Origin of the sequence: Adlercreutzia sp. ZJ242 (genome assembly GCF_011038995.1) — a bacterium.
GTDB lineage: Bacteria > Actinomycetota > Coriobacteriia > Coriobacteriales > Eggerthellaceae > CAAEEV01.
This window is the reverse complement of the sequence record NZ_JAAKEE010000007.1, coordinates 1-25,484: the sequence shown is the minus strand read 5'-3', so window position 1 is coordinate 25,484 and position 25,484 is coordinate 1. Positions and strand designations below refer to the sequence as shown.

The 25,484-nt window shown below is 69.1% G+C and carries 20 protein-coding genes; 19 read left to right on the top strand and 1 reads right to left on the bottom strand.

From position 1 onward, the window contains the following. The first annotated feature begins 50 nt into the window (after positions 1–50). The 5 genes from G7Y49_RS03275 to G7Y49_RS03255 all read left to right on the top strand — a co-directional run bounded on the left by G7Y49_RS03275 (position 51) and on the right by G7Y49_RS03255 (position 6,134). On the top strand, positions 51–1,286 hold the full coding sequence (locus G7Y49_RS03275) for an ATP-grasp domain-containing protein (protein ID WP_165171240.1): 1,236 nt from the start codon (positions 51–53) through the stop codon (positions 1,284–1,286). A 13-nt stretch (positions 1,287–1,299) separates the two neighbouring features. Further along, positions 1,300–2,109 (top strand): aspartate/glutamate racemase family protein, encoded by an 810-nt coding sequence (locus tag G7Y49_RS03270; RefSeq protein WP_165171172.1) that lies wholly within the window; start codon positions 1,300–1,302, stop codon positions 2,107–2,109. Beyond that, entirely contained in the window at positions 2,082–4,007 is a 1,926-nt protein-coding gene (gene asnB / locus G7Y49_RS03265; protein ID WP_165171170.1) for an asparagine synthase (glutamine-hydrolyzing), read from the top strand. The genes G7Y49_RS03270 and asnB overlap by 28 nt, the downstream gene beginning before the upstream one ends. A 13-nt stretch (positions 4,008–4,020) precedes the next feature. Continuing rightward, positions 4,021–4,881 carry an NAD(+)/NADH kinase gene (locus G7Y49_RS03260; RefSeq protein ID WP_165171168.1) on the top strand — a complete coding sequence of 287 codons (861 nt, stop codon included), beginning with the start codon at positions 4,021–4,023 and terminating at the stop codon, positions 4,879–4,881. Between the two features lie 98 nt (positions 4,882–4,979). Continuing rightward, positions 4,980–6,134, top strand: a complete 1,155-nt coding sequence (locus tag G7Y49_RS03255) for a M23 family metallopeptidase (protein ID WP_165171166.1) — start codon at positions 4,980–4,982, stop codon at positions 6,132–6,134. Between the two features lie 53 nt (positions 6,135–6,187). Here G7Y49_RS03255 and G7Y49_RS03250 read toward each other — a convergent pair whose 3' ends face one another. Then, complete coding sequence (locus G7Y49_RS03250; protein ID WP_165171164.1) at positions 6,188–7,669, bottom strand: DUF1846 domain-containing protein; 1,482 nt, start codon at positions 7,667–7,669, stop codon at positions 6,188–6,190. A gap of 230 nt (positions 7,670–7,899) precedes the next feature. On the opposite strand from G7Y49_RS03250, the gene G7Y49_RS03245 reads away from it, so the two are divergent. The 14 genes from G7Y49_RS03245 (at position 7,900) to murB (ending at position 25,369) form a co-directional block, all read left to right on the top strand. Beyond that, on the top strand, positions 7,900–9,525 hold the full coding sequence (locus G7Y49_RS03245) for a CTP synthase (RefSeq protein ID WP_165171162.1): 1,626 nt from the start codon (positions 7,900–7,902) through the stop codon (positions 9,523–9,525). Between the two features lie 41 nt (positions 9,526–9,566). Further along, positions 9,567–10,478 (top strand): site-specific tyrosine recombinase, encoded by a 912-nt coding sequence (locus G7Y49_RS03240; RefSeq protein ID WP_165171160.1) that lies wholly within the window; start codon positions 9,567–9,569, stop codon positions 10,476–10,478. 452 nt (positions 10,479–10,930) lie between these two features. Beyond that, positions 10,931–11,410 (top strand): division/cell wall cluster transcriptional repressor MraZ, encoded by a 480-nt coding sequence (locus G7Y49_RS03235; RefSeq protein WP_165171158.1) that lies wholly within the window; start codon positions 10,931–10,933, stop codon positions 11,408–11,410. 18 nt (positions 11,411–11,428) lie between these two features. Next, entirely contained in the window at positions 11,429–12,388 is a 960-nt protein-coding gene (rsmH, locus tag G7Y49_RS03230; RefSeq protein WP_165171238.1) for a 16S rRNA (cytosine(1402)-N(4))-methyltransferase RsmH, read from the top strand. A gap of 54 nt (positions 12,389–12,442) precedes the next feature. Next, a complete protein-coding gene (locus G7Y49_RS03225) occupies positions 12,443–12,904 on the top strand; it encodes a cell division protein FtsL (RefSeq protein ID WP_165171156.1) in 462 nt (153 codons plus the stop codon). A gap of 11 nt (positions 12,905–12,915) precedes the next feature. Continuing rightward, positions 12,916–14,706 (top strand): penicillin-binding protein 2, encoded by a 1,791-nt coding sequence (locus G7Y49_RS03220; RefSeq protein ID WP_241157244.1) that lies wholly within the window; start codon positions 12,916–12,918, stop codon positions 14,704–14,706. A 7-nt stretch (positions 14,707–14,713) separates the two neighbouring features. Then, complete coding sequence (locus G7Y49_RS03215) at positions 14,714–16,246, top strand: UDP-N-acetylmuramoyl-L-alanyl-D-glutamate--2,6-diaminopimelate ligase (protein ID WP_165171154.1); 1,533 nt, start codon at positions 14,714–14,716, stop codon at positions 16,244–16,246. Between the two features lie 3 nt (positions 16,247–16,249). Continuing rightward, positions 16,250–17,863 carry a UDP-N-acetylmuramoyl-tripeptide--D-alanyl-D-alanine ligase gene (gene murF, locus G7Y49_RS03210; protein ID WP_165171152.1) on the top strand — a complete coding sequence of 538 codons (1,614 nt, stop codon included), beginning with the start codon at positions 16,250–16,252 and terminating at the stop codon, positions 17,861–17,863. A 1-nt stretch (position 17,864) separates the two neighbouring features. Then, entirely contained in the window at positions 17,865–18,911 is a 1,047-nt protein-coding gene (gene mraY, locus G7Y49_RS03205) for a phospho-N-acetylmuramoyl-pentapeptide-transferase (protein ID WP_165171150.1), read from the top strand. A gap of 1 nt (position 18,912) precedes the next feature. Further along, positions 18,913–20,406 (top strand): UDP-N-acetylmuramoyl-L-alanine--D-glutamate ligase, encoded by a 1,494-nt coding sequence (gene murD, locus G7Y49_RS03200; RefSeq protein WP_165171148.1) that lies wholly within the window; start codon positions 18,913–18,915, stop codon positions 20,404–20,406. 12 nt (positions 20,407–20,418) lie between these two features. Continuing rightward, positions 20,419–21,843 (top strand): FtsW/RodA/SpoVE family cell cycle protein, encoded by a 1,425-nt coding sequence (locus tag G7Y49_RS03195; protein ID WP_165171146.1) that lies wholly within the window; start codon positions 20,419–20,421, stop codon positions 21,841–21,843. 6 nt (positions 21,844–21,849) lie between these two features. Further along, on the top strand, positions 21,850–22,947 hold the full coding sequence (gene murG / locus G7Y49_RS03190; RefSeq protein WP_165171144.1) for an undecaprenyldiphospho-muramoylpentapeptide beta-N-acetylglucosaminyltransferase: 1,098 nt from the start codon (positions 21,850–21,852) through the stop codon (positions 22,945–22,947). A gap of 80 nt (positions 22,948–23,027) precedes the next feature. Beyond that, positions 23,028–24,434: a UDP-N-acetylmuramate--L-alanine ligase gene (murC, locus tag G7Y49_RS03185; RefSeq protein ID WP_165171142.1), complete on the top strand. Its 1,407-nt coding sequence runs from the start codon at positions 23,028–23,030 to the stop codon at positions 24,432–24,434. Positions 24,435–24,442: 8 nt separating this feature from the next. Continuing rightward, the gene (gene murB / locus G7Y49_RS03180; protein WP_165171140.1) at positions 24,443–25,369 is read left to right on the top strand and encodes a UDP-N-acetylmuramate dehydrogenase; all 927 of its coding nucleotides are present in this window, start codon (positions 24,443–24,445) and stop codon (positions 25,367–25,369) included. Positions 25,370–25,484 lie beyond the last annotated feature (115 nt).

Below are 25,484 nucleotides of genomic sequence, written 5' to 3'. Positions count from 1 at the left end.
ACACCTATGCGCAAGAAGGAAAATTCACCTAAAGAATGGAAAAGCAAAGCGTGACTACAACAGCTGATTTCGTGCCCGTCTTGTTGGGCGGAGATGCCAACGCCTACGGCATGGCGCGGTCGTTCTACGAGGAGTACGGCACCAAGTCGCACGTGGTGTGCAAGGGCGCGTTCCACATCTGCCAGAACTCGAAGCTCTTGTCCATTGACGTCGTCGAGCCGAACCTGGAGGACGACGAGGTGTTCACGCGCACGCTCCTCGACTTCGCGCTCCGCTTCGAGGGGCGCACGCTCGTGCTCGCGCCGTGCGGCGACAACTACACCAAGATGCTCGTGCGCAACCAAGACGCGCTGCGCGACGCCTACCGGTTCTCCATCATGACGCCTGACCAGTTCGACCTGCTCTCCACCAAGGAGCGGTTCTACGGCACGTGCGAGCGCTACGGCCTCGAGTTCCCGAAGACCTGCGAGGTCACGAAGGATGCCGCCAAGGGGTTCAAGCCGCCGTTCGACTACCCCGTGGTGGTGAAGCCGTCGAACTCGGTCATGTACTGGAACTGCTCGTATCCGGGCAAGAAGAAGGTGTTCGTAGTGCGCGACCAGGCGGAGATGGACGCCATCCTGGCGGGCGTGTACTCGTCGAGCTACGATGACGCCATGATCGTGCAGGACTTCGTCCCGGGCGATGACAGCCGCATGCGCGTCATGAACTGCTACAGCGACCGCAACGGGCGCGTGACCATGATGGCGCTCGGGGACGTGCTGCTCGAGGAGCACACGCCCGAGGGCATCGGCAGCTACGGCGCCATCATGACGGGGTACGACCCCGCGGTGAACGAGCGCATCAAGGGCTTTCTGGAGGAGATCGGCTACATCGGCTTCTCGAACTTCGACTTGAAGCTCGACGAGCGCGACGGATCCTACAAGCTCTTCGAGATCAACCCCCGCCAGGGCCGGTCCAGCTACTTCACGACGGCCTCGGGCAAGAACCTGGCGCGCTACCTCGTGCGCGACGTGGTGGAGGGGCGCGATGACGCCTGCGAGGTGGCCACGCTCGACGACGAGGTGCTCTGGACCATGATCCCCCTCGAGGTCATCCGCACGTACGTAAGCGAGCCCGACGTGCTCGCCCGCGCGGAGCGGCTCATGCGCGAGGGGCGCGTGAGGTGGTCGTACTGGAGCGAGGACGACAGGTCGCTCATGCGCTGGGTGAGCTTCAAGGTGAACCAGCGCAACTACAAGAAGCAGTACGCGGCATGCTTCAACCGCCGTCACGTGAACGACTAGGCGGTGCGCGCGCGTGGAGAAGCTCGGCATCATCGGGGGGTTGGGGCCTGCTGCCACGGCGCGGCTGATGACGCGCGTCGTGGAGTTCACCGACGCCCAGCGTGACCAGGACCACCTCGACGTCACGGTGCTCTGCCGCCCGCAGATTCCCGACCGCACGGCGTATCTGCTCGGCGTGCCCGGCGCGCGCTCCTTCGTGGAGCCCATGCGCCAGGCCGCGTGCGAGCTCGAGGCGGCGGGCTGCACGGTGCTCGCCACGCCGTGCAACACCTCGCATGCGCGCCTGGAAGACATCGCCGCCCCGCTCACGCGCGCGCGGTTCGTGCCGATGCCCGACGCCTCCGCGCGCCTGCTCGCGCGCGGAGGGGCTCGCCGCGTGGGCGTGCTCGCCACCGACGGCACCATGCAGACGGGCGTGTACGCGCGTGCGCTCGCGGCGGAGGGGCTCGAGCTCGCGCCCCTTTCCCCTGACGAGCAGCGCGCGGTGATGGAGGTCATCTACGACCGCGTGAAGAGGGGGGACGTGCCCGGGCCTGAGAGCCTCACGCCGCTGGTGGAGGCGCTCGCCGAGCGCTGCTGCGACGGCGTCGTGCTGGGCTGCACGGAGCTTTCCGTGCTCGGCATGCCGCCGTGCGTGGCGGGCGTGCCCGTGGTCGACGCGCTCGACGTCCTCGCGGCGAGCTGCGTGGTCGCCTGCGGCGCGTCTTTGCGGAGGTCCGAGGTCGCCCGCTCGTTTTCACCTGAACTCGCCCGCTTGTGTGAGCGCGGCGCGAAGAGAGAGCAGAGGATTGTCTTATGTGCGGCATTACCGGCTTTTACCTGACGAAGCGCGTGGAGGATCCGCGGCGGACCATCGAGCTCATGGGCGACCGCATCAGGCATCGCGGTCCCGATGACGCGGGCTACTACGTGGACGAGCGCATGGCGCTGGGACATCGCCGCCTGTCGATCATCGACCTCGAAGGCGGGCGCCAGCCCATCTTGAACGAGGACGGCTCGCGCGTGCTGGTGTTCAACGGGGAGATCTACAACTACCAGGAGCTGCGCGCCGACCTGCTCGCGCGCGGGCATGAGTTCACTACCGAGAGCGACTCCGAGACCATCCTGCACGGGTACGAGGAGTACGGCAGGGGCGTGCTCGACCGCTTGCGCGGCATGTTCGCGTTCGTCATCTGGGACAAGAACACCGGCAAGCTCTTCGGTGCCCGCGACATCTTCGGCATCAAGCCCTTCTACTACTATCGCGAGAACGGCGAGTTCATGTTCGGCTCGGAGATCAAGTGCTTCATGGACCATCCGGGCTTCGTGAAGCGCATCGACCGCGCCAAGATCCCCGAGTACCTCTCCTACGAGTACATCCCGTACGAGAACACGCTGTTCGAGGGCGTGTGCAAGCTCTTGCCTGCGCACTGGTTCGAGTGGAGCGCCGAGACCGGCAGCTTCGAGACCGGCTGCTACTACGAGATGCGCTACAGGATAGACGAGACGCTCTCGCTTGACGAGTGGGCGGACCGCATAGAGGCGGTGTTCACGGAGTCGGTGAAGGCGCACCAGATCGCCGACGTGGAGGTGGGCGGCTTTCTGTCGTCGGGCGTGGACTCGAGCTACGTGGTGGAGCGGGTGTTCCACGAAGGCTCTCCCATCCGCACGTTCTCGGTAGGGTACGAGGAGGAGAAGTACAGCGAGCTGTCCTACGCGCGCGCGTTCGCCGAGGGGCTCGGCGTGGAGAACATCGCGAACAAGATCTCCGCCGACGACTTCTTCGACGCCATGCCCGACATCCAGTACGTGATGGACGAGCCGCTGCCCAATCCGTCGGAGAACCCGCTGTTCTTCCTGGCGGAGAACGCCGCGAAGCACGTGAAGGTGGTGCTCTCGGGCGAGGGGGCTGACGAGCTGTTCGGCGGATACCCGAACTACCTGCAAGAAGACCACATCGCCGCCTACGAGCGCAAGGTGCCCCGCGCGCTGCGCCGCGCGGCAGGGGCCCTCGCCGGCGCGCTGCCGCAGATGAAGGGCCGCCATTTCCTCACGCACGGCGCCATGGAGCCCTGGGAGCGCAACTCGCGCGCCGACTACGTGTTCGAGAACGAGGATCGCCAGCGCTATCTGGCGGACGCCATCGTGAGCGAGGATCCTCAGGCGTACTCGAAGCGCTACTACGATGAGGTGGCGTACGCTGACGCGGTCACGCAGCTGCAGTACGTGGACATGAAGACGTGGATGGCCTACGACATCCTGCTGAAGGCCGACCGCATGTCGATGGCGCATTCCCTCGAGCTGCGCGTGCCGTTCCTGGACAAGGAGGTGCTCGAGCTCGCGCTCACCATCCCGGCTCGGTTCCGCGCGCATGACGACGAGTCGAAGATAGCGCTGCGCCACGCCGCCGCGCGCCGCCTGCCCGAGACGGTGTACCGCAAGGAGAAGCTCGGGTTCCCGTCGCCTCTGGCGGTGTGGCTGCGTGAGGAGAAGTACTACGCGCGCGTGCGCGACGCGTTCACGGGCGCGGTGGCGCGCGAGTTCTTCAAGCCCGAGGAGCTGGTGCGCCTGCTCGACGAGCACAGGGGCGGGGAAGTCTCGCACATGCAGCAGATCTGGTCGTTCTACACGTTCATCGTGTGGTACGAGCAGTTCTTCGGAGACGGCGCGCGCGCCCGATGCCGCAGCTTGGAGGGCGCGGGTGCGGCAGACGTCGCCGTGGGCCTGGGCGCAGGGGCGTAGGAGAGGGCCTTCCATGCGGATTCTCACGGTCGTCAACAACGCGAACCCCGAGGCGGCGCGCGCCGTGCGCGGCCTCTCGCGCCATCTGGAGAAGCGCCAGGTGCAGCACGTGGTGCTCGACTCGCGTGCGCTGCCGTCATGCGTGATGGGGGACGCGCTTGACGAGGCCCTCGAGCGGCTCTCGCTCTCGTCGCCGTTCGAGCTGGTGGTCGTGCTCGGCGGCGACGGCACCATTCTGAAGTCGGCGCGCGTGGCGCACGCGCTCGACGCGCCGGTTCTGGGCGTGAACTTCGGGCATCTGGGCTTTTTGGCGAACCCGTGCGTGGAGAGCGTCGCGCACATGGTGGATGCGGCGCTTGCGGGCGCGGCAACCGAGGAGCAGCGCGTGAACGCCGTGGTGGAGATCGCCACCACGGCCGAGTCGCTGACGTGCTTCGCGCTGAACGAGGTGGCGGTGGCGCGCGCGGCGTCGGGGTGCATCGTGGACTTCTCGGTGGCGGTTGCCGAAGAGGGCGTGCTGCGCATGCGCGGCGACGGCGTGGTGGTGGCGACGGCCACCGGCTCGACGGCCTATGCGCTCTCGGCGGGCGGCCCGCTCGTGTCGCCGCGCCATCGGGGGCTTGTGGTGGCGCCCATCGCGCCGCATACGCTCGTGTCACGCGCCATCGTCACCGAGGGCGATGACGTGGTGGAGGTGCGCCTCGGCGTCGACGAGAGGCGCAGCGAGGTGTCTGTCTTCGTAGACGGCGACGCGGTGGGGTTCTCGGGCGCGCTGAGGCGCGTGCGCGTGCGCACGGGCGAGCGCCCCACGCGCCTTCTGCGCCTCGGCCATGACGGCTTCTACAAGCACATCGCGGACGTTTTCCTGCGCTAGCTGCGCGTATGCACCTTTGATGAAAGATCGGCCTGCCCTGAGCGCAGACTGGTACCATGAACGAAACTTTTGCGCCAAGCAGCAGTGAGGATGCATACATGACTAAAACCACAACGCGAATGGGCAGAGCTGCGCTGGCTTGCGCCCTTGCCAGCGTGCTGGCGGTACCCGCCTTGGGCGCGGGAGCTGCCGCGCCGCAGCAGGCATGGGCCGTGACGTCGAGCGAGAAGCAGGTGGAGGCAGACGAGATCGCCGCCGCCATCGACGCCTTGCAGACGAACCTCAACGAGGCGAATGCCGAATACGAGCGCGCCATGGCCGAGCACGAAGCCGCTTCGGCTGCCGCTGACGAGGCGCAGGCGCGCGCCGAGGAGGCTCGCGAGCGCATCGCCGACCTGCAGGAGCGCTTGGGCGACCGCGCGCGCGGCATGTACAAGACGGGCGGCTCCGCCTCGCTCGTCGAGGTGCTCCTCGGCACCTCGACGTTCGAGGAGTTCCTCGTCTCGTGGGATGCCATCCAGATGATCGCCGGGCAGGACGCCGACCTCATTCAGGAGAGCAAGGACGCGCGTGCCGAGGCGGAAGCTGCCGAGGCGGACTATCGCGAGCAGCAGGAGAAGGCCGCCGCGGAGATGACGAACGCGAAGGCGGCTCAGGAGGAGATCGCGGTGACCAAGGCGTCGATGGAGACGCAGCTTGCGAAGGTCACCGAGGAGATCGCCGTTCTGCAGGCGAAGGAAGAGCAGGAGCGCATCGCTGCCGAGGAGGCGGCGCGTCGTGCTGAGCTCGAGAAGCAGTACGTGCAGCAGATGCAGCAGAGCGCAGGCTCGGGCGCGAGCTCGGGCGGCGGCGCGAGCGCTGCGGTGCCGAACACGGGCGGCTGGACGAGCCCGTGCCCCGGCTACTACGGCGTCACCTGCGAGTTCGGCTACTCGCCGATAACCGGCTCGCACAACGGCATCGACCTGGGAGCTTCGTCGGGCACGCCCATCCTCTCCGCGAAGTCCGGCACGGTCACGTACGTGGGCTGGTACGGCACGGGCGGCAACTCCGTCATCGTGTCGCATGGCGATGGCGTGCGCACCATCTACATGCACCAGAGCCAGACGGCGGCATCCGTCGGGCAGCAGGTGTCGGCGGGCGACCTCATCGGGTACGTGGGCTCCACCGGCTTGTCCACCGGCCCGCACCTTCACTTCCAGATCGAGGTGAACGGCACTCCCATCAACCCGAGGAACTTCTTCAGCTTCTAAGGGGCGAAGACCAAAGCGGGGCGGCGACCGCCCCGCTTTTGCTTTTGCCGCCCTTACTTGTGGTAGTAGCGGTGCTGCTCGTACTTCGGCTCGCAGCAGACGTTGATCCCGAGCGTGCGGTAGAGCTTCTCGTCGGTCGACGAGATGATCACGCTGAAGTAGGCGTCGCAGCCGCGCAGCTTGTCCACGTTCTCCATGAGGCGCTCGGCCATGGGGTTGGTGACCGAGCTGATCGAGAGCGCCAGCAGCGTCTCGTCGGAGTGCAGGCGCGGGTTCTGGCTCTTCAGGTGCTCGGTCTTGAGGTGGCAGATGGGCTCGAGAACGTCGTCGGAGATCACGTAGAGCTCGTCGTCGACGCCGGAGACGCCCTTGAGCGCGTTCATCAGCAGCGCCGAGGCCGCGCCGAGGAGGTTCCCCGTCTTGCCGGTGACCACCGTGCCGTCCGGCAGCGCCATCGCGCCCGCCGGGCCGCCCGTCATCTCCTCCTTCAGCAGCGCCGCCGAGCGCGCCGGCGAGAGGTTCGCGTTGATGCCCGCCTGGTTCATGAGCATCTCGAGCTTCTCCACCTCCTCGGTGCCCGTGCCCGTGCGCTTGGCCTTCACGGCGGTCTGGAAGTAGCGGCGCACGATCTCCATGTTCGCCGCCGCGCGCACCGCGTCGTCGTCGACGATGGCCATGCCGGCCATGTTCACGCCCATGTCGGTGGGGGACTGGTACGGGCTCTCGCCGAGGATGCGCTCCATCATGGCCTTGAGCACGGGGAAGATCTCCACGTCGCGGTTGTAGTTGACGGTGGTCTTCCCGTAGGCCTCCAGGTGGAACGGGTCGATGATGTTCGCGTCGGCCAGATCGGCCGTGGCGGCCTCGTACGCGATGTTCACGGGGTGCTTGAGCGGCAGGTTCCAGATGGGGAACGTCTCGTACTTGGCGTAGCCCGCCACGACGCCGCGCTTGTTCTCGTGGTAGAGCTGCGAGAGGCACGTGGCCATCTTGCCCGAGCCGGGGCCGGGCGCGGTCACCACCACGAGCGGGCGCGAGGTCTCCACGAAGTCGTTCCGGCCGAAGCCGTCCTCGCTCACGATGTGGTCGATGTCGTAGGGGTAGCCCGTGATGGGGTAGTGCAGATAGCTCGTGATGCCCATGGACGTGAGGCGCTTGCGGAACGCGTCGGCGGCGGGCTGGTTGGCGTAGTGCGTGATGACCACGCTGCCCACCATGAAGCCCATGGAGCGGAAGATGTCCATGAGGCGCAGCACGTCGTCATCGTAGGTGATGCCCAGGTCACCGCGCACCTTCGCCTTCTCGATGTGGTTGGCGTTGACGGCGATCACGATCTCCGCGTCGTCGATGAGGCTTCTGAGCATGCGGATCTTGGAGTCGGGCTCGAAGCCGGGCAGCACGCGGGAGGCGTGGTAGTCGTCGAAGAGCTTCCCGCCGAACTCGAGGTAGAGCTTCCCGCCGAACTGGTTGATGCGCTCGCGAATGTGCTCTGCCTGCAGGGTGATGTACTTGTCGTTGTCGAAGCCGCGCTGCATGTGTGGGCCTGCCCCTTCTCGTCGTGCTTGTCAGTGGAGGCGTACGCACGAATAGCGCGTACCAACGTATTATAGCGAAGGCGGCCGCGCTTTCGTTTCGCCTTTGTAAAAAGCAGGGGGCGCGCGGGGAGCGCGGGCGGGGCGGCTCGTAGAATAGAAAGGCGTTTGCAGGGCGTCTCATGACGGCGCCGTGCGGCGCTTTTTCTTTTTCGGGCGGGAAGGAGAGCATCATGGCCAAGCACATCTTCGTTACGGGCGGCGTCGTGTCGTCGCTGGGCAAGGGCATCACGGCGGCGTCGCTCGGGCATCTGCTGAAGGCGCGGGGGTACAAGGTGACCATGCAGAAGATGGACCCCTACCTCAACGTGGACCCCGGCACCATGAGCCCGTTCCAGCACGGCGAGGTGTTCGTGACCGAGGACGGGCACGAGGGCGACCTTGACCTGGGGCATTACGAGCGCTTCATCGACGAGAACCTCACGCGCGAGTCAAACTTCACGCAGGGCTCCATCTACCAGACGCTCATCGCGCGCGAGCGCCGCGGCGACTTCCTGGGCGGCACCGTGCAGGTGATCCCGCACGTGACCGAGGCCATCAAGGAGCGCCTGCGCCGGATCGCCGACCAGAGCTGCGCCGACATCGTGATCTCGGAGATCGGCGGCACCATCGGCGACATCGAGAGCCAGCCGTTCATCGAGGCCGCGCGCCAGTTCAAGAAGGAGAAGCCCGCCGGCGACGTGATCTTCGTGCACGTGACGCTCGTGCCCTACATCGCGGCCGCGCACGAGGTGAAGACCAAGCCCACGCAGCACTCGGTGAAGGAGCTGCGCTCCGTCGGCGTGCAGCCCGACTTCATCGTCTGCAGGTCCGACCACGAGATCTCGGCGAAGGTGCGCGAGAAGATCGCGCTGTTCTGCGACGTGGCCGCCGACGAGGTGCTCGCCTGCATCGACGCGCCCTCCATCTACGAGGTGCCGCTGAGCCTGTCCGATCAGGGCTTCGACGCGAAGGTGCTCGACCGCCTGGGGCTCGAGCGCCGCTGTGCCGACCTCAGCGACCTGCGCGGCTTCCTGCGCGACGCGGCGAGCTGCGAGGGGGAGGTGGAGATCGCCGTGGTGGGCAAGTACGTGAGCCTGCCCGACGCGTACCTGTCGGTGATCGAGGCGCTCGGGCACGCGGGCGTGCACCACGGGCGCCACGTGAACGTGCACCTGGTCGACGGCGAGGAGCTCTCCGACGCCAACGCGGCCGAGGTGCTCGGGCGCATGGACGGCATCCTGGTGCCGGGCGGCTTCGGGCAGCGGGCGTTCGAGGGCAAGATCGCCGCGGCGCGCTACGCCCGCGAGCACGACGTGCCCTACCTGGGCATCTGCCTGGGGCTGCAGGCGGCGGTGTGCGAGTTCGCGCGCCACGTGGCGGGGCTCGAGGGCGCCACGTCGGCCGAGTTCGACCCTGCGTGCGCCCACCCCGTGATCGACCTCATGCCCGAGCAGGAGGACGTGGAGGACAAGGGCGGCACCATGCGCCTGGGAGCCTACCCCTGCAAGGTCCTTCCCGGCACGCGCGCGGCCGCGGCGTACGGCGAGGCGGTCGTCTACGAGCGGCACCGCCACCGCTACGAGGTGAACAACGCCTACCGCGACCGCCTCGTGGACGCGGGGATGGTGATCTCGGGGCTCTCGCCCGACGGGCGCCTCACCGAGATGGTGGAGCTGCCCGACCACCCGTGGTTCGTGGCCAGCCAGGGGCACCCCGAGTTCAAGAGCCGCCCGCACCGCCCGCACCCCCTGTTCCGCGACTTCGTGGGAGCCGCCCTGTCCGCGCGCGGGCAGGGCGGGAGGCCGCGCTACAATTGACGGCACGTGGGGAAGGGCGCGTGGCGGAAGGAGGCGGCGCGATGATCGAGGCATACGTGGGCGAGTACGTTGCGTACCTGCGCATAGAGCGCGGCGCCTCGGCGCGCACCGTGGAGGCGTACGAGCGCGACCTGCGCGACTACCAGGCGTTCCTTTCCGAGCGCGGCATCGCGCGCCCCGACGAGGTGACGCGCGGGGTGCTGCGCGACTTCGAGGAGCACGTGATCGCGCGCGGCTACGCACCCTCGTCGGTCAAGCGGCGGATGTCGGTGGTGAAGGGGCTGCACCGCTACCTGGTGCGCGAGGGCTACGCCGCCGACAACCCGGCGAGCGCGCTGGCGCTGCCGAAGGTCCCCGGGCGGCTGCCCGACGTGCTGAGCGTCGCCGACGTGGGCCGGGTGATCGACGCGTGCTGCGACCCCGCGCCCGCAGGCGTGCGCGACCGCGCGCTGCTCGAGGTGCTCTACGGCTGCGGCCTGCGCGTGAGCGAGGCGTGCGGGCTCGACGTGGGCAGCGTGTACCTCGACGAGGGGTTCGTGCGCGTGGTGGGCAAGGGCGCGAAGGAGCGCATCGCCCCGCTGTCGGGCTGCGGGGCGGAGAGCCTCGGGCGCTACCTGGCCGAGGCGCGCCCGGCGCTCAGCATGAAGGCGACCTCCCCGCGCGCGGCTGACCTGCCTGCGGTGTTTCTGAACGCGCGCGGCGGGCGGCTCTCGCGCCAGGGCGTCCACCGCATCGTGGAGCGCGCGGGCGCGGCGGTCGGCATCGCGGGGCTGCACCCCCACACGCTGCGCCACTCGTTCGCGACGCACATGCTCGAGGGCGGCGCCGACCTGCGCGTGATCCAGGAGATCCTCGGCCACTCCGACATCTCCACCACCCAGATCTACACGCACGTCGACCGCACCCACCTGCAGGAGGAGTACCGCGCCGCCCACCCGCGCGCGAAGGGGTAGGGGCCCGCAGGGACTCGCGTGCCCCTCGCCGCTCGCCGGCTCTGGCGGCCCGAAATGTGGAGGGAACGTAGGGGCGCGGTGACGGGCGGATGACGGTCGGGCGGGCGCGTCATGCGCGCCCCAAGCCTCGCTTCGCGCCGCCGCGCCCCCCCACTTCGCCCCACCGCCTTCCCAGATAGGGTGGAGACCAAAATGGAAAACCACAACATATAGCGCCAACAAGCTCAAAACGCGTTGAAACGCCGCTATATTGCGGCACCCTGCACGGCTTCGGAGCCTCCGTCCACCGCGCCGAAAGTGGCTCGAAAAAGCACTTTAGGTGCAGCAAAATGTTGCGAAGTGGGTCGATGTGGGGTAATATGCATTCCACGGAACACTACCTTGCCGGGATTTTGAAACGCACCACCAACACGATTCGAAACCCAGCCTAAACGCAGCACGGAAAGGACCCCATGGCCGACGCCGTCACAGAGGCGCAGCGCACCGCTCAACCGCACGAGCCCGTTGAGCTGTACGGTTCGTTTCGCTTCAAGGTCGACAGCAAAGGCCGCATGGCCCTTCCCGCGAAATTCCGCAAGGTACTTCCTACAGAGCTTATCGTAACCCCCGACCCCACGGACGAGTACGTTCGCGTTTTCGACCGACCGATCTTCGACGACTGGGTCAAGCAGATGCTCGCCGAGAGGTTCGGCGAGTTCCGCTCGACGAACCGCACCCACACCAAGGCGCGCCGCTTTCTGAAGTCGCGCGCTGACGACGTGGAGGTGGACTCCTCCGGGCGCATCATGCTCTCGGCGGACGTGCGCAGCGCAGTCGGCATTGACAAGGACGTCGTGCTCGTGGGCAACACGGGCTACTTTGAGATCTGGGACGCGAAGCGTTACGACGAGGACTTCGAGGACTTCGACCCGTCGATGTTCTACGAGGACTAGTCGTAAGACGTGAGCGTGATGACAAGCGAATACCGGCACATACCAGTCATGCTCGCCGAATGCCTTGAGCAGCTGAGGCTCGAAGCGGGGGACGTGTTCGTTGACGCGACCCTGGGCTTCGCCGGCCACTCCTTCGAGGCGGCGCAGCGGCTTGGGAGCGAAGGCGTGCTCATCGGCATCGACCAGGACGAGGTGGCGCTCGCAAGCGCCGCCGAGCGCCTCGGCCAGATACCCGATGATCGCCGCCCGAGCTTGGAGCTTCTGCGCGGCAACTTCGGCAACCTCGACGAGCTTCTCGTGGAGGCAGAGGTCCCCGGCATCGATGCGATACTCTTTGACCTGGGCGTCTCCTCCGTGCAGATCGACACGCCGTCTCGCGGGTTCTCCTTCAAGGAGGATTCCCCGCTCGACATGCGAATGGATCCGGGTAACACCACCCTCACCGCAGCAGAGATCGTCAACACCTACAACGCAGCAGATCTCGCTCGGATCATTCGCGCCTACTCTGACGAGAGGTGGGCGAGCCGCATCGCCGAGTTCATCGTGCGCGCCCGCGAGGACGCGCCGCTTGAGACGAGCGGGCAGCTGGTCGACGTGATCAAGGCAGCCATCCCCGCTTCGGCGCGCCGCGCCGGGGGGCATCCTGCCAAGCGCACCTTCCAGGCGCTTCGGATTGAAGTCAACTCGGAGCTGACCGTCCTGCGTCGCGGTCTCGACGCGGCGGTCCGCTGGCTCAACCCAGGCGGGCGCATAACCGTCATCAGCTACCACTCCCTGGAGGATCGCATCGTCAAGGACACGTTCGCGGCGTTCGCGAACCGCTGCACCTGCCCGCCGGACCTTCCGGTGTGCGTGTGCGGCAAGAAGCCGGTACTCGACGTAGTCACGCGCAAGCCGCTTCCGCCCACGCCCGGGGAGGTCGAGCGCAACCCGCGCGCCCGCAGCGCCAAGCTGCGCGTGGCGCTCAAGCGCGCCTGAGTCCTTCTCGCCCGCTGAAACGCACACGAAACGAAGCAGAAGGAGGGCAGGCCCATGAGCGCAGCGCCAGCGTACGACTTCCAAGCGCGCGCCCTGGAGCGCGAGCGGCATGCGCGCCCCGACATCAGCGTCGTGCCCGGTCGCGGCCGCTCCGTCCAGAGCGAGCCGCGCTCTTCTTCTGTGGCGGTCCTCGCCACGGCGGCGGTTGCCATGCTTCTGGCGTTCGCGCTCCTGAGCGTCGCGCGCATTGCCCTAAGCTCGGCGACGGTGGCCACCGCGATAGAGTCCCAGCAGCTCAGCGCGCAGATCGAGGAGGCCCGCGTGACGGGCAGCCAGCTCGAGGTCGCGCAGAGCACGCTTACCAACCCCACGGCCGTGAAGGGCGCCGCAACGGCGCTCGGCATGGCGCCGGCGACCGAGACGGTGAAGATCAACCTGCCTGCTGACGTGGTGGTCACCGACGAGACGGGCGCGCTCTCGCTCTCAGGCAGCGTCGCGGCCGCCGCGGGCATGTGAGAGGGGCTCCCTTGGCGTCCCGTCCCCGCAACGCGCGCGACCGCCGCGGCTCGCGCGAGCCTCGCCGTGCGCGCGACCGCAGGGCTGGTCGCGCGTCTTCTTTCTCCGATACCGTGAACACCCAGTTCGGGGCCTTGACCGAGGCCATGGGCTCGGCGCGCCTCGCCTTCGTCATGGCGCTGTTCGGCATCATCGTGGTCGTGTTCTTCGCGCGGCTGTTCTACCTGCAGGTCATCGTGAGCGACCACTACGCCGCCATGGCGAGCGAGTCGCGCACCGTGAGCTTCGACACCACGCCGCGCCGCGGCACCATCTACGACCGCAACGGCGTGGTGCTCGCCACGAGCGTCGACGCCACCACCGTCTACGCGAACCCCGCCGAGGTGACCGACGCGAGCTACGAGGCCAAAAAGATCGCCTCGGTGCTCGGCGGCGAGGTGGCCGACTACAAGGAGGCGCTCAGCACGCCCGGCGCCACCTTCGTCTACGTGAAGCGCCAGGCTGACGTGGACAAGGCCGCGCAGCTGCGCGAGCTTGAGCTCGACGGCATCTACTTCATCGACGACACGCGGCGCGAGTACCCCAACGGCGCCGTGGGCGGGCAGGTGATCGGCATCTGCAACGTCGACGGCGAGGGCATCACGGGCCTCGAGCTGCAGTACGACGACGTCCTGCGCGGCACGCCCGGCACCTACGAGGCCGAGCGCGGACGCAAGGGCACGCCCATCCCCGGCGGCGTGAAGGAGCAGACGCGGGCCGTCGACGGGCAGGACATCATGGTGTCGCTCGACATCAAGCTGCAGAACGTGGTGGAGGAAGCGCTCAAGGCGGGCGTGGAGGACCCCGCCATCGCGGGCGAGAAGGGCAACTCGGTGGTGATGGACGCCGCCACGGGCGAGATCTACGCCATCTGCTCGCTGCCCTACCTCGACCCCACGAACCTCGCGGAGTCCGACGTCGGCTCGGACAACCTCACAGCCGTCACGCAGGCGTTCGAGCCCGGCTCCATCTTCAAGGCGGTCTCGGCGCTCACCGTGCTCGAGTCCGGGGCCATGACCGCGGAGGACACGCTCTTCTGCCCGAGCTACATCCAGGCTGACGAGTACAAGATCTCCGACGCGCACGCGCGCGGCGACGTGACCATGACGCTGCGCGAGATCCTCAACAACTCCTCCAACGTGGGCATCTCGCTCGCCATCAACAAGGCCGGCTTCGACAAGCTCAACGACGCCATCGAGCGCTTCGGGTTGAACGAGGCCACTGGCGTGGACTACCCCGGCGAGGCGTCGGGCCTCATGCAGGACTTCGACGAGTGGGCGCGCATCACCGGCTACAACGTGAGCTTCGGGCAGGGCCTCACCTGCACGCCGCTGCAGATGACGCGCTTCTACGCGGCCATCGCCAACGACGGCGTGGCGGTGACGCCTCACTTCCTCATCTCGTATCCGCAGAGCGGCGAGGTGCCCGAGTACGAGACCAAGCGCGTGACCGACAACGAGGCCGCCCTCGAGCAGATCAAGAGCATGCTGCGCACGGTGGTGCAGGAGGGCACGGGCACGGCCGCCAACATCGAGGGCTATGACGTGGTGGGCAAGACCTCCACGGCCGAGATCGCCGGCGAGGGCGGCTACGTCAAGGGCAAGTACAACCTGTGCTTCACCGGCTTCATCGACAACTCCTCGAGCCAGTTAGTTTGTTTTGTGAGTGCAAACGAGGTTTACAGCCAGGCTTCGGTGGCCTCTACGTTTAAGGATATAATGGCGAATGCTATCGAGCAGTACAACATCGTGCCGGAGGTATGAGCGAATCATGGGCAAGACATGCGCCGAGCTCTTCGAGGGGCTTGAATGCACCATCATCGGTAACGCGGACGAGGAAGTGACCGGGCTCGCCTACCGCAGCGACCGCGTGAGCGAAGGCGACATGTTCTTCTGCATCGTAGGACTCACCACCGACGGCCACTCGTTCGCGCAGGACGCCATCGACCGCGGCGCCCGCGTGCTCGTGGTCGAGCGCAAGGTGTACCTGGCTGACGCCACCGACGTCACCGAGGTGGTGGTGTCGGACAGCCGCAAGGCCATGGCGTACGCGGCGACGCGCTTCTTCGACGAGCCGTCGGCTGCCTTCCAGCTCGTGGGCATCACCGGCACCAACGGCAAGACCACCACCACGTATTTGGTGGAGCACATCGCGCGCGTGGCGGGCAAGCGCACCGGCGTGATCGGCACCGTGGGCACGCGCATCGGCGACGTGCAGGAGCGCTCCGAGCACACCACGCCCGAGTCGCCTGACCTGCAGGAGACGTTCGCGCGCATGCGCGCGGCGCGCTGCGACGTCGTGGCCATGGAGGTGAGCTCGCACGCGCTCGACCTGGTGCGCACGTGGAGGACGCAGTTCGCCGTCACGGCGTTCACGAACCTCACGCAGGACCACCTCGACTACCACCACACCTTCGACGCCTACTTCGAGGCGAAGGCGCTCCTGTTCTCACGCGACTACCCGGCGCGCCGCGTGATCAGCGTGAACGACAAGTGGGGCCTCGAGCTTCTGCGCCGCTGCTCGGCGGCGGGCGACGCCGTCATCACGTTCGGCTTCGACTCCTCGGCGCAGATCTTCCCCGTCGAGGTCGACTACGCCGCGGCGCACACGCACGTCGTGCTCGACGTGCGCGGCCGCCGCTTCGACTTCACCTACCCGCTCGTGGGGCGCTTCAACGTGGAGAACGTCATGTGCGCCTTCGGCATCGGCATGCAGCTCGGGATCGCCCCCGAGGTGATCGTGGAGGCGCTCGCCGACGTGCCGTCGGTGCCGGGCCGCCTCGAGCGCGTGAAGGTGCCCGCCGACGGCGGCGTGTCGGTCTACGTCGACTACGCGCACACCCCCGACGCGCTCGCCAAGGCGCTCTCGTCGGTGAAGGCGCTCTCGTCGCAGCGCACCCTCGTGGTGTTCGGCTGCGGCGGCAACCGCGACGCGAGCAAGCGCCCCATCATGGGACGCGCGGCCCTGGCGGCCGACTTCGCCGTGGTCACGAGCGACAACCCGCGGCACGAGGACCCGCTCGGCATCATCGACGACATCCTGGCCGGCATGACCGAGGGCGCGGGGCGCTTCGAGGTGGAGCCCGACCGCCGGCGCGCCATCGCGCGCGCCATCGCGCTCGCCGAGCCGGGCGACAGCATCCTGGTCGCGGGCAAGGGGCATGAGGACTATCAGCTCGTCGGCGACGAGGTGCTCTCCTTCGACGACCGCGTGGTGGCCGCCGAGGAGCTCACGCGCGCGTTCGGCGACGCAACCGGCGCGGCCGGCGGCTCGCAGCCGCATGACGCGACCGAGGTGAAGTAGCCCATGCGCCTCAACCACAAGCAGATCGCCGCCTACACGGGAGGCAGCTTCGTCGTCGATCCCATCGACGCCTCCGAGCTCGTCTGCGGCATCTCGTGGGACTCGCGCGAGATCGAGCCGGGCTGGCTCTACGTGGCGCTTTCGGGCGAACGGGTCGACGGGCACGACTTCGTGGCGGCCGCCCTGCGCGCCGGCGCGCGCGCGGCGCTCGTGTGCGACGCGCTCGACCGCGAGACGCGCCTTCTGGCGCGCGAGATGGGCGCCTCGGTGATCGAGGTCCCCAACACCTACAGCGCCGTCACCGACCTGGCGCGCGAGTGGCGCGGCCACCTCAGGGGCCGCGTCGTCGCGCTGACCGGGTCGACGGGCAAGACCACCACGAAGAACCTCGTGCGCGACGTGGTCCGCGCGGGCAGAAGCGTGGTGGCCACGAAGGCCAACCAGAACAACGAGCTGGGCGTCCCGCGCACGCTGCTCGCCGCCGACCCCGAGACCGAGTGCGTGGTGGTCGAGATGGGCATGCGGGGCTTGGGCCAGATCGCGCAGCTGTGCGAGGTGGTGCGCCCGGAGTGGGGCATCGTCACGAACGTGGGGGAGAGCCACATCGAGCTTCTGGGCAGCCGCGAGAACATCGCGCGCGCCAAGGCGGAGCTCCTCGAGGCGCTGCCCGCGGGGGTGGGCCGCGCGTTCCTGAACGCGGCCGACGACTTCGCGGCCTCCATCGCCGAGCGCGCGGGCCTCTCCGAGCGCGCGGTGGCGTGCGTCGCCTACGACGGCAGCGGGCACGCGGCGTTCAGCTGCACGGGGCATGCGCGCGAGGTGCCGGCCGCCGTGCTGGCGTCCGACAACGTGGATCTGCCCGCGGGCCCGCGCGTGTGGGCCGAGGACGTCGAGCTCGACGGCGAGGGGCGCCCGCGCTTCACGCTGTGCGCCTGCGGGTTCGCCGCCGCGCCGAGCGCCGACGCGGGCGCGGAGGCGACAGGCGCGCCAGCCGCATCCGGCGCGGCCCCGCGTGAGGCGGCCGCATCCTCCCCCGAGCCCGCCTTCGCGGTGGAGCGCGCGACGTGCCACCTGAGCCTGCGCGGCCTGCACAACGTGGGCAACGCCTGCGCCGCCGCGGCGGTGGGGCGCTCGCTCGGCATCGACCTCGGCGCGATCGCCTCAGCGCTCGCATCCTCCGTGCCCGAGAGCGGGCGGCAGGAGGTCCTCGCGGCGCGCGGGGGCTTCAGCATCGTGAACGACGCGTACAACGCCAACCCCGACTCCATGCGCGCCTCGCTCTCCACGTTCTGCGCGCTCGACGTGCCCGGGCGGCGCGTGGCGGTGCTCGGCGACATGGGCGAGCTGGGCGACTTCGCGCCCGCGTGCCACCGCGGCATCGGCGAGGTGGCGGCGGGCCTGCCGCTCGACCTGCTCATCTGCGTGGGCGAGCTGTCCCGCGGCATCGCGCAGGGCGCGCTCGACGCAGGGATGGACCCCGCGCGCGTCATGCGCGCGGACGCGGTGGCCGAGGTGCTTGAGGAGCTCGACGTGTATCTGGAGAAGGGCGACGCGGTGCTCGTCAAGGCGTCCCACTTCATGGGCCTTACCCGCGTGGTCGAAGGGTTGGTTAACTAGCATGTTCTCTTTTTTCGCAGCATATCCGACGTTTCTGGTGTTTCTGGCCATCGTGCTGTCGCTCGTGCTCACCATCGCCCTCATGCCGGCGTGGATCCGCTTTTTGAGGTCGAGCCACATCGGCCAGCAGGTGCGCGCCGACGGCCCCCAGAGCCACCTCGTGAAGCAGGGCACGCCCACCATGGGCGGCGTCATCATGCTCATCGCCGTCATAATCACGGCGCTGCTCGTGGGGCTTCCCGTGCCCGAGACGCTGCTGCTCCTCGGCGCCACGGTGCTCACGGGCGCGCTCGGGCTCATCGACGACGCGTCGAAGGTGGCGCATGAGCGCTCGCTCGGCCTCACGCCGAAGGCGAAGCTCATCGGCCAGTTCGTCATCGCGGCCGTGTTCGTCGAGGTGGCGGTCAACCTGCTCGGCGTGGCGCCGACGGTGGAGATCCCCTTCGTCTACACGTTCGACCTCGGCGTCCTCACCACCGTCATCCCCATCGGCGACGGCATCGCCGTCCCGTGGCTCTACCTCATCTTCGACCTCATCCTGCTCGTGGGCCTGTGCAACGCCGTGAACCTCACCGACGGCCTCGACGGTTTGGCGGCGGGCACGGTGATGATCGTGATGATCGTGATGGCGGCCATCGCGTACCGCTCCGACCTGCTCGAGCCCGCCATCTTCGCGGCGGCGCTCGCAGGCGCGTGCATCGGCTTTCTGTGGTTCAACTCCTTCCCGGCAGACATCTTCATGGGCGACACGGGCTCGCTCGCGCTCGGCATGGCGCTCGGGTGCTTGGCGGTGGTCACCAAGACCGAGTTCGTGGTGATCATCATCGGGGGGCTGTTCGTCGCCGAGGCGCTCTCGGTCATGATCCAGGTGTTCTACTACAAGCGGACGAAGAAGCGCATCTTCCTCATGGCGCCGCTCCACCACCACTTCGAGAAGAAGGGCTGGAGCGAGACGAAGGTGGTCGTTCGGTTCTGGATCGTGTCGGGGGTGCTCGCGGCCTGTGGTTTCGTGCTGTACTTCGCCGAGTCGATGATGGTGGTGGCTTGATATGAGCGCAAGCGGAAAGAAGCTGGTTGACGGCAGGAAGCTCGCGCCCGAGAACCTCGGGCGCGTGCTCGTGCTGGGGCTCGGCGTGAGCGGGCGCGCGTGCGCGGGCTACCTGCTCGACCTCCTCGGCACGCGCGTCGAGGGCATGTCCGTGGCGGCGGGCGCGGCGACGGACGAGGCGCGCGCGTGGGCGCGCGAGGCGCGGGCGCGCGGCGCCGAGGTGACCTTCGACACCGAGGAGATCACGGGGCGCTACGACGTGTGCGTCGCGAGCCCGGGCATCTCGGAGTTCTCGGCGTTCTACCGCAACGCCGCCGCGCACAGCGACGAGGTCATCAGCGAGGTGGAGTTCGCATGGCGCGAGAGCCGCGCGGAGTCGAAGTGGGTGGCCATCACGGGGACGAACGGCAAGACCACCACGACGGCGCTCGCGGCCCACGTGCTCGCGGCGTGCGGCATGCGCGCGCGGGCGGTGGGCAACATCGGCGACACGTGCATCGAGGCCGTGGCGGCGGACGACGCCGACGTCTACGTGGCCGAGGTGTCCTCCTACCAGCTGGCGTCGACGCGCGCGTTCGCGCCCCAGGTGGCCGTGGTGCTCAACATCACGCCCGACCACGTGAAGTGGCACCGCACGCACGAGAACTACGCCGCGGCCAAGTGGAAGGTGCTCGCCAACCTGGGCAGCGTGCCCGGCGGGGTGGCCGTGCTCGACGCCACCGACGACGAGGTGCGCGCCAAGGTGCGCGCGCTCAAGGCGCTCTCGCGCGAGGAACGCGGGTTCGACTACGTGCCCGTGGGCACCGCGCGCGGCGTGGACGCCGACATGCGCGCGGCGTGCGGCGCGGAGAACGCCGCCTTCGTGGGCGCCGACGGGCGCCTGCGCGTGGCCCTGCGCGGCGAGGAGGTCGTGCTCGCCGCACGCGACGAGCTCCAGATCAAGGGCGCACACAACGTGGCGAACGCGCTGGCGGCCGCCACGTGCGCCGTGGCGCTCGGGGCCGACGCCGACGCGGTCGCACGCGCTCTCGCCAGCTTCGCGCCGCTCGAGCACCGCATCGAGCCGTGCGGGAGCGTTGACGGCGTCAGCTGCTACAACGACTCGAAGGCCACCAACGTCGACGCGGTGCTCAAGGCGATCGCGGCGTTCGAGCCCGCGCGCCCCGTCATCCTGCTCGGCGGGCGCGACAAGGGCACCGACCTGGGGCCGCTCGTGGACGCCTGCCGCGTCCACGCCAAGGGCGTGGTGTGCTTCGGCGAAGCGCGCGAGCGCTTCCACGCGGCCATGGAGCCTCTGCGCGCCGACGGCATCGCCGTAGAGGAGGCTGCCGGCATGGAATCCGCGCTCGACGCGGGGCTGGCGCTCGCGCAGGCGGGCGACGTGGTGGTGCTCTCCCCGGCATGCGCGTCGTTCGACGAGTTCAGCTGCTTCGAGGAGCGCGGGCGCGTCTTCAAGCAGCTCGTGGCCGAGCGCGCCGCGCGCGCGACGCGCTAGCGGGAGCGCCTGATGGCGTCATCCGCGCGACAGAGGTCCGCCAGCTTCCTCGGGGCGCAGGGGCCGTGCGTCCTGCTGCTCCTCGCGACGATCGCCCTCACGGTGATCGGGCTCGTGATGGTGTACTCGGCCTCGTCGGCCTCGCTCGCCGGCGCCGGCGAGGTGCCGTGGGCTGACGTGAGGAGCCAGGCGATCTACGCGGTGCTCGGCGTCGTGGTCATGGCGGTGGTGTGGAAGCTCATCCCGTACCACGTGTGGAACGGCGCGTGGACGTGGGCGGCGTGGGGCATCGCGCTCGTGCTCCTGGCCCTCACGGCGCTCATGGGCAGCGAGGGCTACGGCGCCACGCGCTGGCTGTCCCTCGGGCCTATCAGCCTGCAGCCCTCCGAGGTGGCCAAGGTGGCCTTCCTGCTCATGTCCATCCGCGTGATCTGCGCCGTGCGCTCCGGCTCGATGGAGCCGCGCGCCATGCTCGTGCAGATCCTGCTGCTCATCTTGGCGCCGCTGCTGTTTCTGTACTGGTCGCAGTCCGACTTGGGCACCACGCTCATCTGCGCCGTGGGCATCGTGGCGGTGCTGTGGCTCGGCGGCGTGCCGGCGAAGTACCTCGCGGCGCTCTGCGTCCTCGGCGTGCTGTTCGTGCTCTACGCCATCTTCGGCAGCGACTACCGCAGCGGGCGCATGGTCTACCTCGACCCGTGGAACGACGGCCAGGGCGGCTACGGCACCGGCTACAACATCATCCGCTCGTACTACGCCATCGCGGAGGGCGGCCTGTTCGGCGTGGGCGTCGGGCAGGGCCACGAGCGGTTCGACTACCTGTTCGCCTCCGACAGCGACTTCATCTTCGCCATCGTGTGCGAGGAGCTCGGCATGCTCGGCGCGCTCGTCGTGATCGCGCTGTTCTTGGTGATCCTGTTCGCGGGCCTGCGCATCGCGAACGGCGCGCCGGACGAGTTCGGCGCCCTCATCGCGGGCGGCTTCGCCATCATGCTCGTGTTCCAGGCGTTCCTGAACATCGGCTGCACCATCGGCGTGTTCCCCACCACGGGAAAGCCGCTGCCGTTCATCTCGTCGGGCGGCACGTCGCTCCTCGTGTCGTTCAGCATGGTGGGGCTCATCCTGTCGGTGGCGCAGGCCGCGGACGCCCCGTCGGTGTACGAGCAGCGCCGCGCCGATCTGCGCGTGGTGCGCGCGAACGGCGATCCCGGGCGCGCCGCGTCGCGTGCGCCGGGCCGCTCGGGCTCGCGCGGTGGCTCGTCGCGCCCGCGCTCGGGCGCCCGCTTCGTCGAAGTCGACGCCTTCGCGCCCGCGTCCGCGTCCGCCCGGCCCCGCGCGGCGGTCTCGCGTGCGCGCGCCGGCGCCGGCCATGCGCCCGCACGTCCCAGCTCGTCTCACGCGGGGCGGCGCCTCTCGCCGTCCGGCGCAAGGAGGTAATGTCTTATGCGCGCAATCCTTTCCGGCGGAGGCACGGCAGGCCACATCAACCCCGCGCTCGCGCTCGCCGAGGTGCTCGCCGACCGCGGCTGCGAGGTGCTGTTCGCGGGCACGCCCCACGGCGTCGAGGCGCGCCTCGTGCCGCAGGCCGACATCCCGTTCAAGGCGTTCGAGGCGTCGGGCTTCAACCGCAGCCACCCCGCCACCATCGTCACGGGCGTGTCGAAGATCGCCAAGTCGACCGCGGCGGCCAAGAAGTGGTTCGCCGAGGTGAGGCCCGACGTGGTCGTCGGGTTCGGCGGGTACGTGTCCATCCCCGTGGCGCGCGCGGCCGAGAAGACCGGCGTCCCCGTGGTCCTGCACGAGCAGAACTCGGTCATGGGCATGGCGAACAAGTACCTCGCGAAGAAGGCCGCCGCCGTGTGCGTGACCTACGAGTGCTCGGCGCGCGACGTGGCCGACAAGAGCCGCGTGCACCTCACGGGCAACCCCGTGCGCTCCTCGGTGCTCGCGGCGAGCCGTGCGGAGGGACGTGCGCTGCTCGGCATCCCGGACGAGGCGCGCATGCTGCTCGTGTTCGGCGGGAGCCTCGGCGCGCGCCACATCAACGAGGCCGTCTGCGCGCTCAAGCCCGACCTGCTCTCCCGCGCCGACCTGCACGTGGTGCACATCACGGGCCCCAAGGAGCTCGACAGCGTGCGCGAGGCGCTCGCGCTCACGCCTGCGGAGGAGGCTCGCTGGCACGTGATGGGGTACCAGGACCGCATGGGGGAGACGCTCGCCGCGGCCGACGCCATCGTGTCGCGCGCCGGCGCCACCTCGCTCGCCGAGATCTCAGCGCGCGCCATCCCGGCGCTGCTCGTGCCCTTCCCCTACGCCACCGAGGACCACCAGACCACCAACGCGCGCGCGTACGTGGACGCGGGGTGCGCCTTCATGGTGCCTGACGCCGACCTGGGCGATCCCGCCTTCGCCGAGAAGGTGCTCACGCTCGTCGACGACGCGGGCGTGCGCGCGGGCATGACCGCGGCGGCGCGCGCGCAGAAGACCGCCGATGCCGCCTCCAGATTGGCAGATGTTGTGATGGCGGCGGCGCGCGCGTAGGGTGACGTATTACAATGGCGTGAGGTATCGAGCCGCGGGCGCCTGCCTGCGGCTGATCGCGAGAGGGAAGGCGTAGAACCATGAACGAAGTGGAAACCGAGGCCCTGCACTTCATCGGCGTCGGCGGCGTGGGCATGAGCGGCATCGCGCGCGTCGCGCATGACCAGGGCATGCGCGTGAGCGGCTCCGACCTCAAGGAGAGCCGCTACACCAAGCAGCTCGAGGAGGCGGGCATCACGGTGTTCATCGGCCAGGACGCCAGGAACATCCCCGCGGGCAACCCCACGGTGGTGGTCTCGACGGCCATCCTCGACAACAACCCCGAGCTCATGGAGGCTCGCCGCCGCGGCCTGGAGATCCGCCACCGCGCCGAGATGCTGGCCGCGCTCGGTCGCAACCTCGACACGCTGGCCGTGGCCGGCACGCACGGCAAGACCACCACGTCCTCCATGCTCGCCTCCACGCTCGACGCCATGGGCGCCTCGCCCACCTTCCTCATCGGGGGCATCGTGCGCGCGTGGGGCACCAACGCCCATTCCGGGAAGGGCCGCTACTACGTGGTGGAGGCCGACGAGTCCGACAAGTCGTTCACCTTCCTCTCGCCTGCGGCGTGCATCGTGACCAACGTGGAGACCGACCACCTGGACCACTACGAGAGCCTCGAGGAGATCTACGCGCAGTTCGGCAAGTTCATCGCGTCGGTGCCCGCCGGCGCGCCCGTGGTGGTGTGCGGCGACGACGAGGCGCTCACCCGCCTCGCGCGCAAGGAGGCGCGCGGGCGCGTGATCACCTACGGCTTCTCCGAGGGCTGCGACGCGCGTGTGGTGCGCGCGCAGGCGCGCGGCGTGGGGTCCGCCTTCACGCTGCGCCTGCCCGACGGGCGCGAGGTGGAGAGCTCCATCAAGCAGAACCCGGGCATGCACAACGTGTCGAACGGCGCGGCCGTGCTCACGCTCATCGACGCGCTCGGGCTCGACGTGGACGCCGCGGCCGAGAAGCTGCGCGCGTTCACGGGCGTGCGCCGCCGCTTCGATCTGGTGGGGGAGGAGCAGGGCGTGACGGTGGTGGACGACTACGCGCACCATCCCACCGAGATCGCGGCCACCATCGCCGCGGCGCGCGCGCTCGACTTCGCGCGCGTGCACGTGCTGTTCCAGCCGCACCGCTACTCGCGCGCGGGGCTGTTCACCGAGGTGCTCAAAGACGAGTTCGGCAGCGCGTTCGACGCGGCCGACACCGTCACGTTCATGGACGTGTACTCGGCGGGCGAGGCGCCCGTGCCCGGCATCAACGGCAAGACGTTCTTGAACGTGGTGCTCGAGCACGAGGGGCATCCCGAGGCGCACTACGTCCCCCGCCGCATCGACACGGCGCCCTTCATGGCGCAGCTCGCGAAGGAGGGCGATTTGGTCATCACCATGGGCGCGGGCGACGTGACGGCCCTCGGCCCGCACATCATCGACGCGCTCGCGGCTCGCGAGGGCTAGCGGCGCCCATGGCGGCACGGCATACCTCGCCCTTGCAGGCGCTTCTCGTCGACGAGCGGTTCGACGGCGACATCTACGCTCACGAGCCCATGGCTCGCCACACCACCTACCGCATCGGGGGGCCGGCGCGCTTCTACGTGCGCGCGGGCTCCATCGGCGCGCTCACGCGACTCGTCGACGTGTGCGAGAAGGAGGGCGTGCCGTGGGTCGTCGTGGGGCGCGGGTCGAACCTGCTCGTGGCCGACGAGGGCTTCCCGGGCGTGGTCATCTCGCTCGGGCGCGACTTCCGCTCCTTCCGCTTCGACGCGGAGCGCAGCTGCTTCGTCGCGGGCGCGGGCGTGCTCCTCTCGGCGGTGGTGCAGGAGGCGTTCCGCCGGTCAGTCGCGGGGCTCGAGTTCGCCGTGGGCACGCCGGGCACCATCGGCGGCGCCCTGCGCATGAACGCGGGCACGCGCGACGAGTGGATCGGCAGCCGCGTGGCGAGCGTCACCACGCTGCGGCCGGGGCGCGGCCTGGAGCGGCGCGCGGGCTCCGAGATCACGTGGGGGTATCGCGCCTCCTCCTTCGCGCTTGACGAGATCGTGCTCGAGTGCGAGCTGAGCGTGGAGCCGTCCGACCCCTTCTACATCCGCGGGAAGATGGAGGCGAACCTCGCGCGGCGCAAGAAGAGCCAGCCGCTCGGCGAGCCGAGCTGCGGCAGCGTGTTCCGCAACCCCGAGGGGGCGCACGTGGCGGTGCTCGTGGAGGAGCTCGGGCTCAAGGGCGCGACCATCGGCGGCGCGCGCGTGTCCGACGTGCACGCCAACTTCATCGTCAACACCGGCGAGGCGACGGCGCGCGACGTGCGCGCCCTCATCTCGCTGATCGCTTCGAAAGTGCATGAGGCTTATGGCATCGAACTCGCGCCCGAGGTCCGGTTCCTCGGGTTCAACTAGGCCGCGGGGGCAGAACAACCCGCGCGGGGCGCGCGCTGCCGCGGCAGGGCGCGCCCCGGCGCGCCCTCATGCGGGTTCGGGCATGCCGGCGCGCCCGGCGGCGGGCCCGCGCCCT

Coding starts and splice junctions, on each gene's coding strand:
- G7Y49_RS03235 (WP_165171158.1), top strand. CDS start 10,931: ATGGCCGACGCCGTCACAGAGGCGCAGCGCACCGCTCAACCGCACGAG.
- murG (WP_165171144.1), top strand. CDS start 21,850: ATGCGCGCAATCCTTTCCGGCGGAGGCACGGCAGGCCACATCAACCCC.
- G7Y49_RS03250 (WP_165171164.1), bottom strand. CDS start 7,669: ATGCAGCGCGGCTTCGACAACGACAAGTACATCACCCTGCAGGCAGAG.
- murC (WP_165171142.1), top strand. CDS start 23,028: ATGAACGAAGTGGAAACCGAGGCCCTGCACTTCATCGGCGTCGGCGGC.
- murB (WP_165171140.1), top strand. CDS start 24,443: ATGGCGGCACGGCATACCTCGCCCTTGCAGGCGCTTCTCGTCGACGAG.
- murD (WP_165171148.1), top strand. CDS start 18,913: ATGAGCGCAAGCGGAAAGAAGCTGGTTGACGGCAGGAAGCTCGCGCCC.
- G7Y49_RS03240 (WP_165171160.1), top strand. CDS start 9,567: ATGATCGAGGCATACGTGGGCGAGTACGTTGCGTACCTGCGCATAGAG.
- G7Y49_RS03260 (WP_165171168.1), top strand. CDS start 4,021: ATGCGGATTCTCACGGTCGTCAACAACGCGAACCCCGAGGCGGCGCGC.
- G7Y49_RS03215 (WP_165171154.1), top strand. CDS start 14,714: ATGGGCAAGACATGCGCCGAGCTCTTCGAGGGGCTTGAATGCACCATC.
- rsmH (WP_165171238.1), top strand. CDS start 11,429: ATGACAAGCGAATACCGGCACATACCAGTCATGCTCGCCGAATGCCTT.
- mraY (WP_165171150.1), top strand. CDS start 17,865: ATGTTCTCTTTTTTCGCAGCATATCCGACGTTTCTGGTGTTTCTGGCC.
- asnB (WP_165171170.1), top strand. CDS start 2,082: ATGTGCGGCATTACCGGCTTTTACCTGACGAAGCGCGTGGAGGATCCG.
- G7Y49_RS03225 (WP_165171156.1), top strand. CDS start 12,443: ATGAGCGCAGCGCCAGCGTACGACTTCCAAGCGCGCGCCCTGGAGCGC.
- G7Y49_RS03195 (WP_165171146.1), top strand. CDS start 20,419: ATGGCGTCATCCGCGCGACAGAGGTCCGCCAGCTTCCTCGGGGCGCAG.
- G7Y49_RS03245 (WP_165171162.1), top strand. CDS start 7,900: ATGGCCAAGCACATCTTCGTTACGGGCGGCGTCGTGTCGTCGCTGGGC.
- murF (WP_165171152.1), top strand. CDS start 16,250: ATGCGCCTCAACCACAAGCAGATCGCCGCCTACACGGGAGGCAGCTTC.
- G7Y49_RS03255 (WP_165171166.1), top strand. CDS start 4,980: ATGACTAAAACCACAACGCGAATGGGCAGAGCTGCGCTGGCTTGCGCC.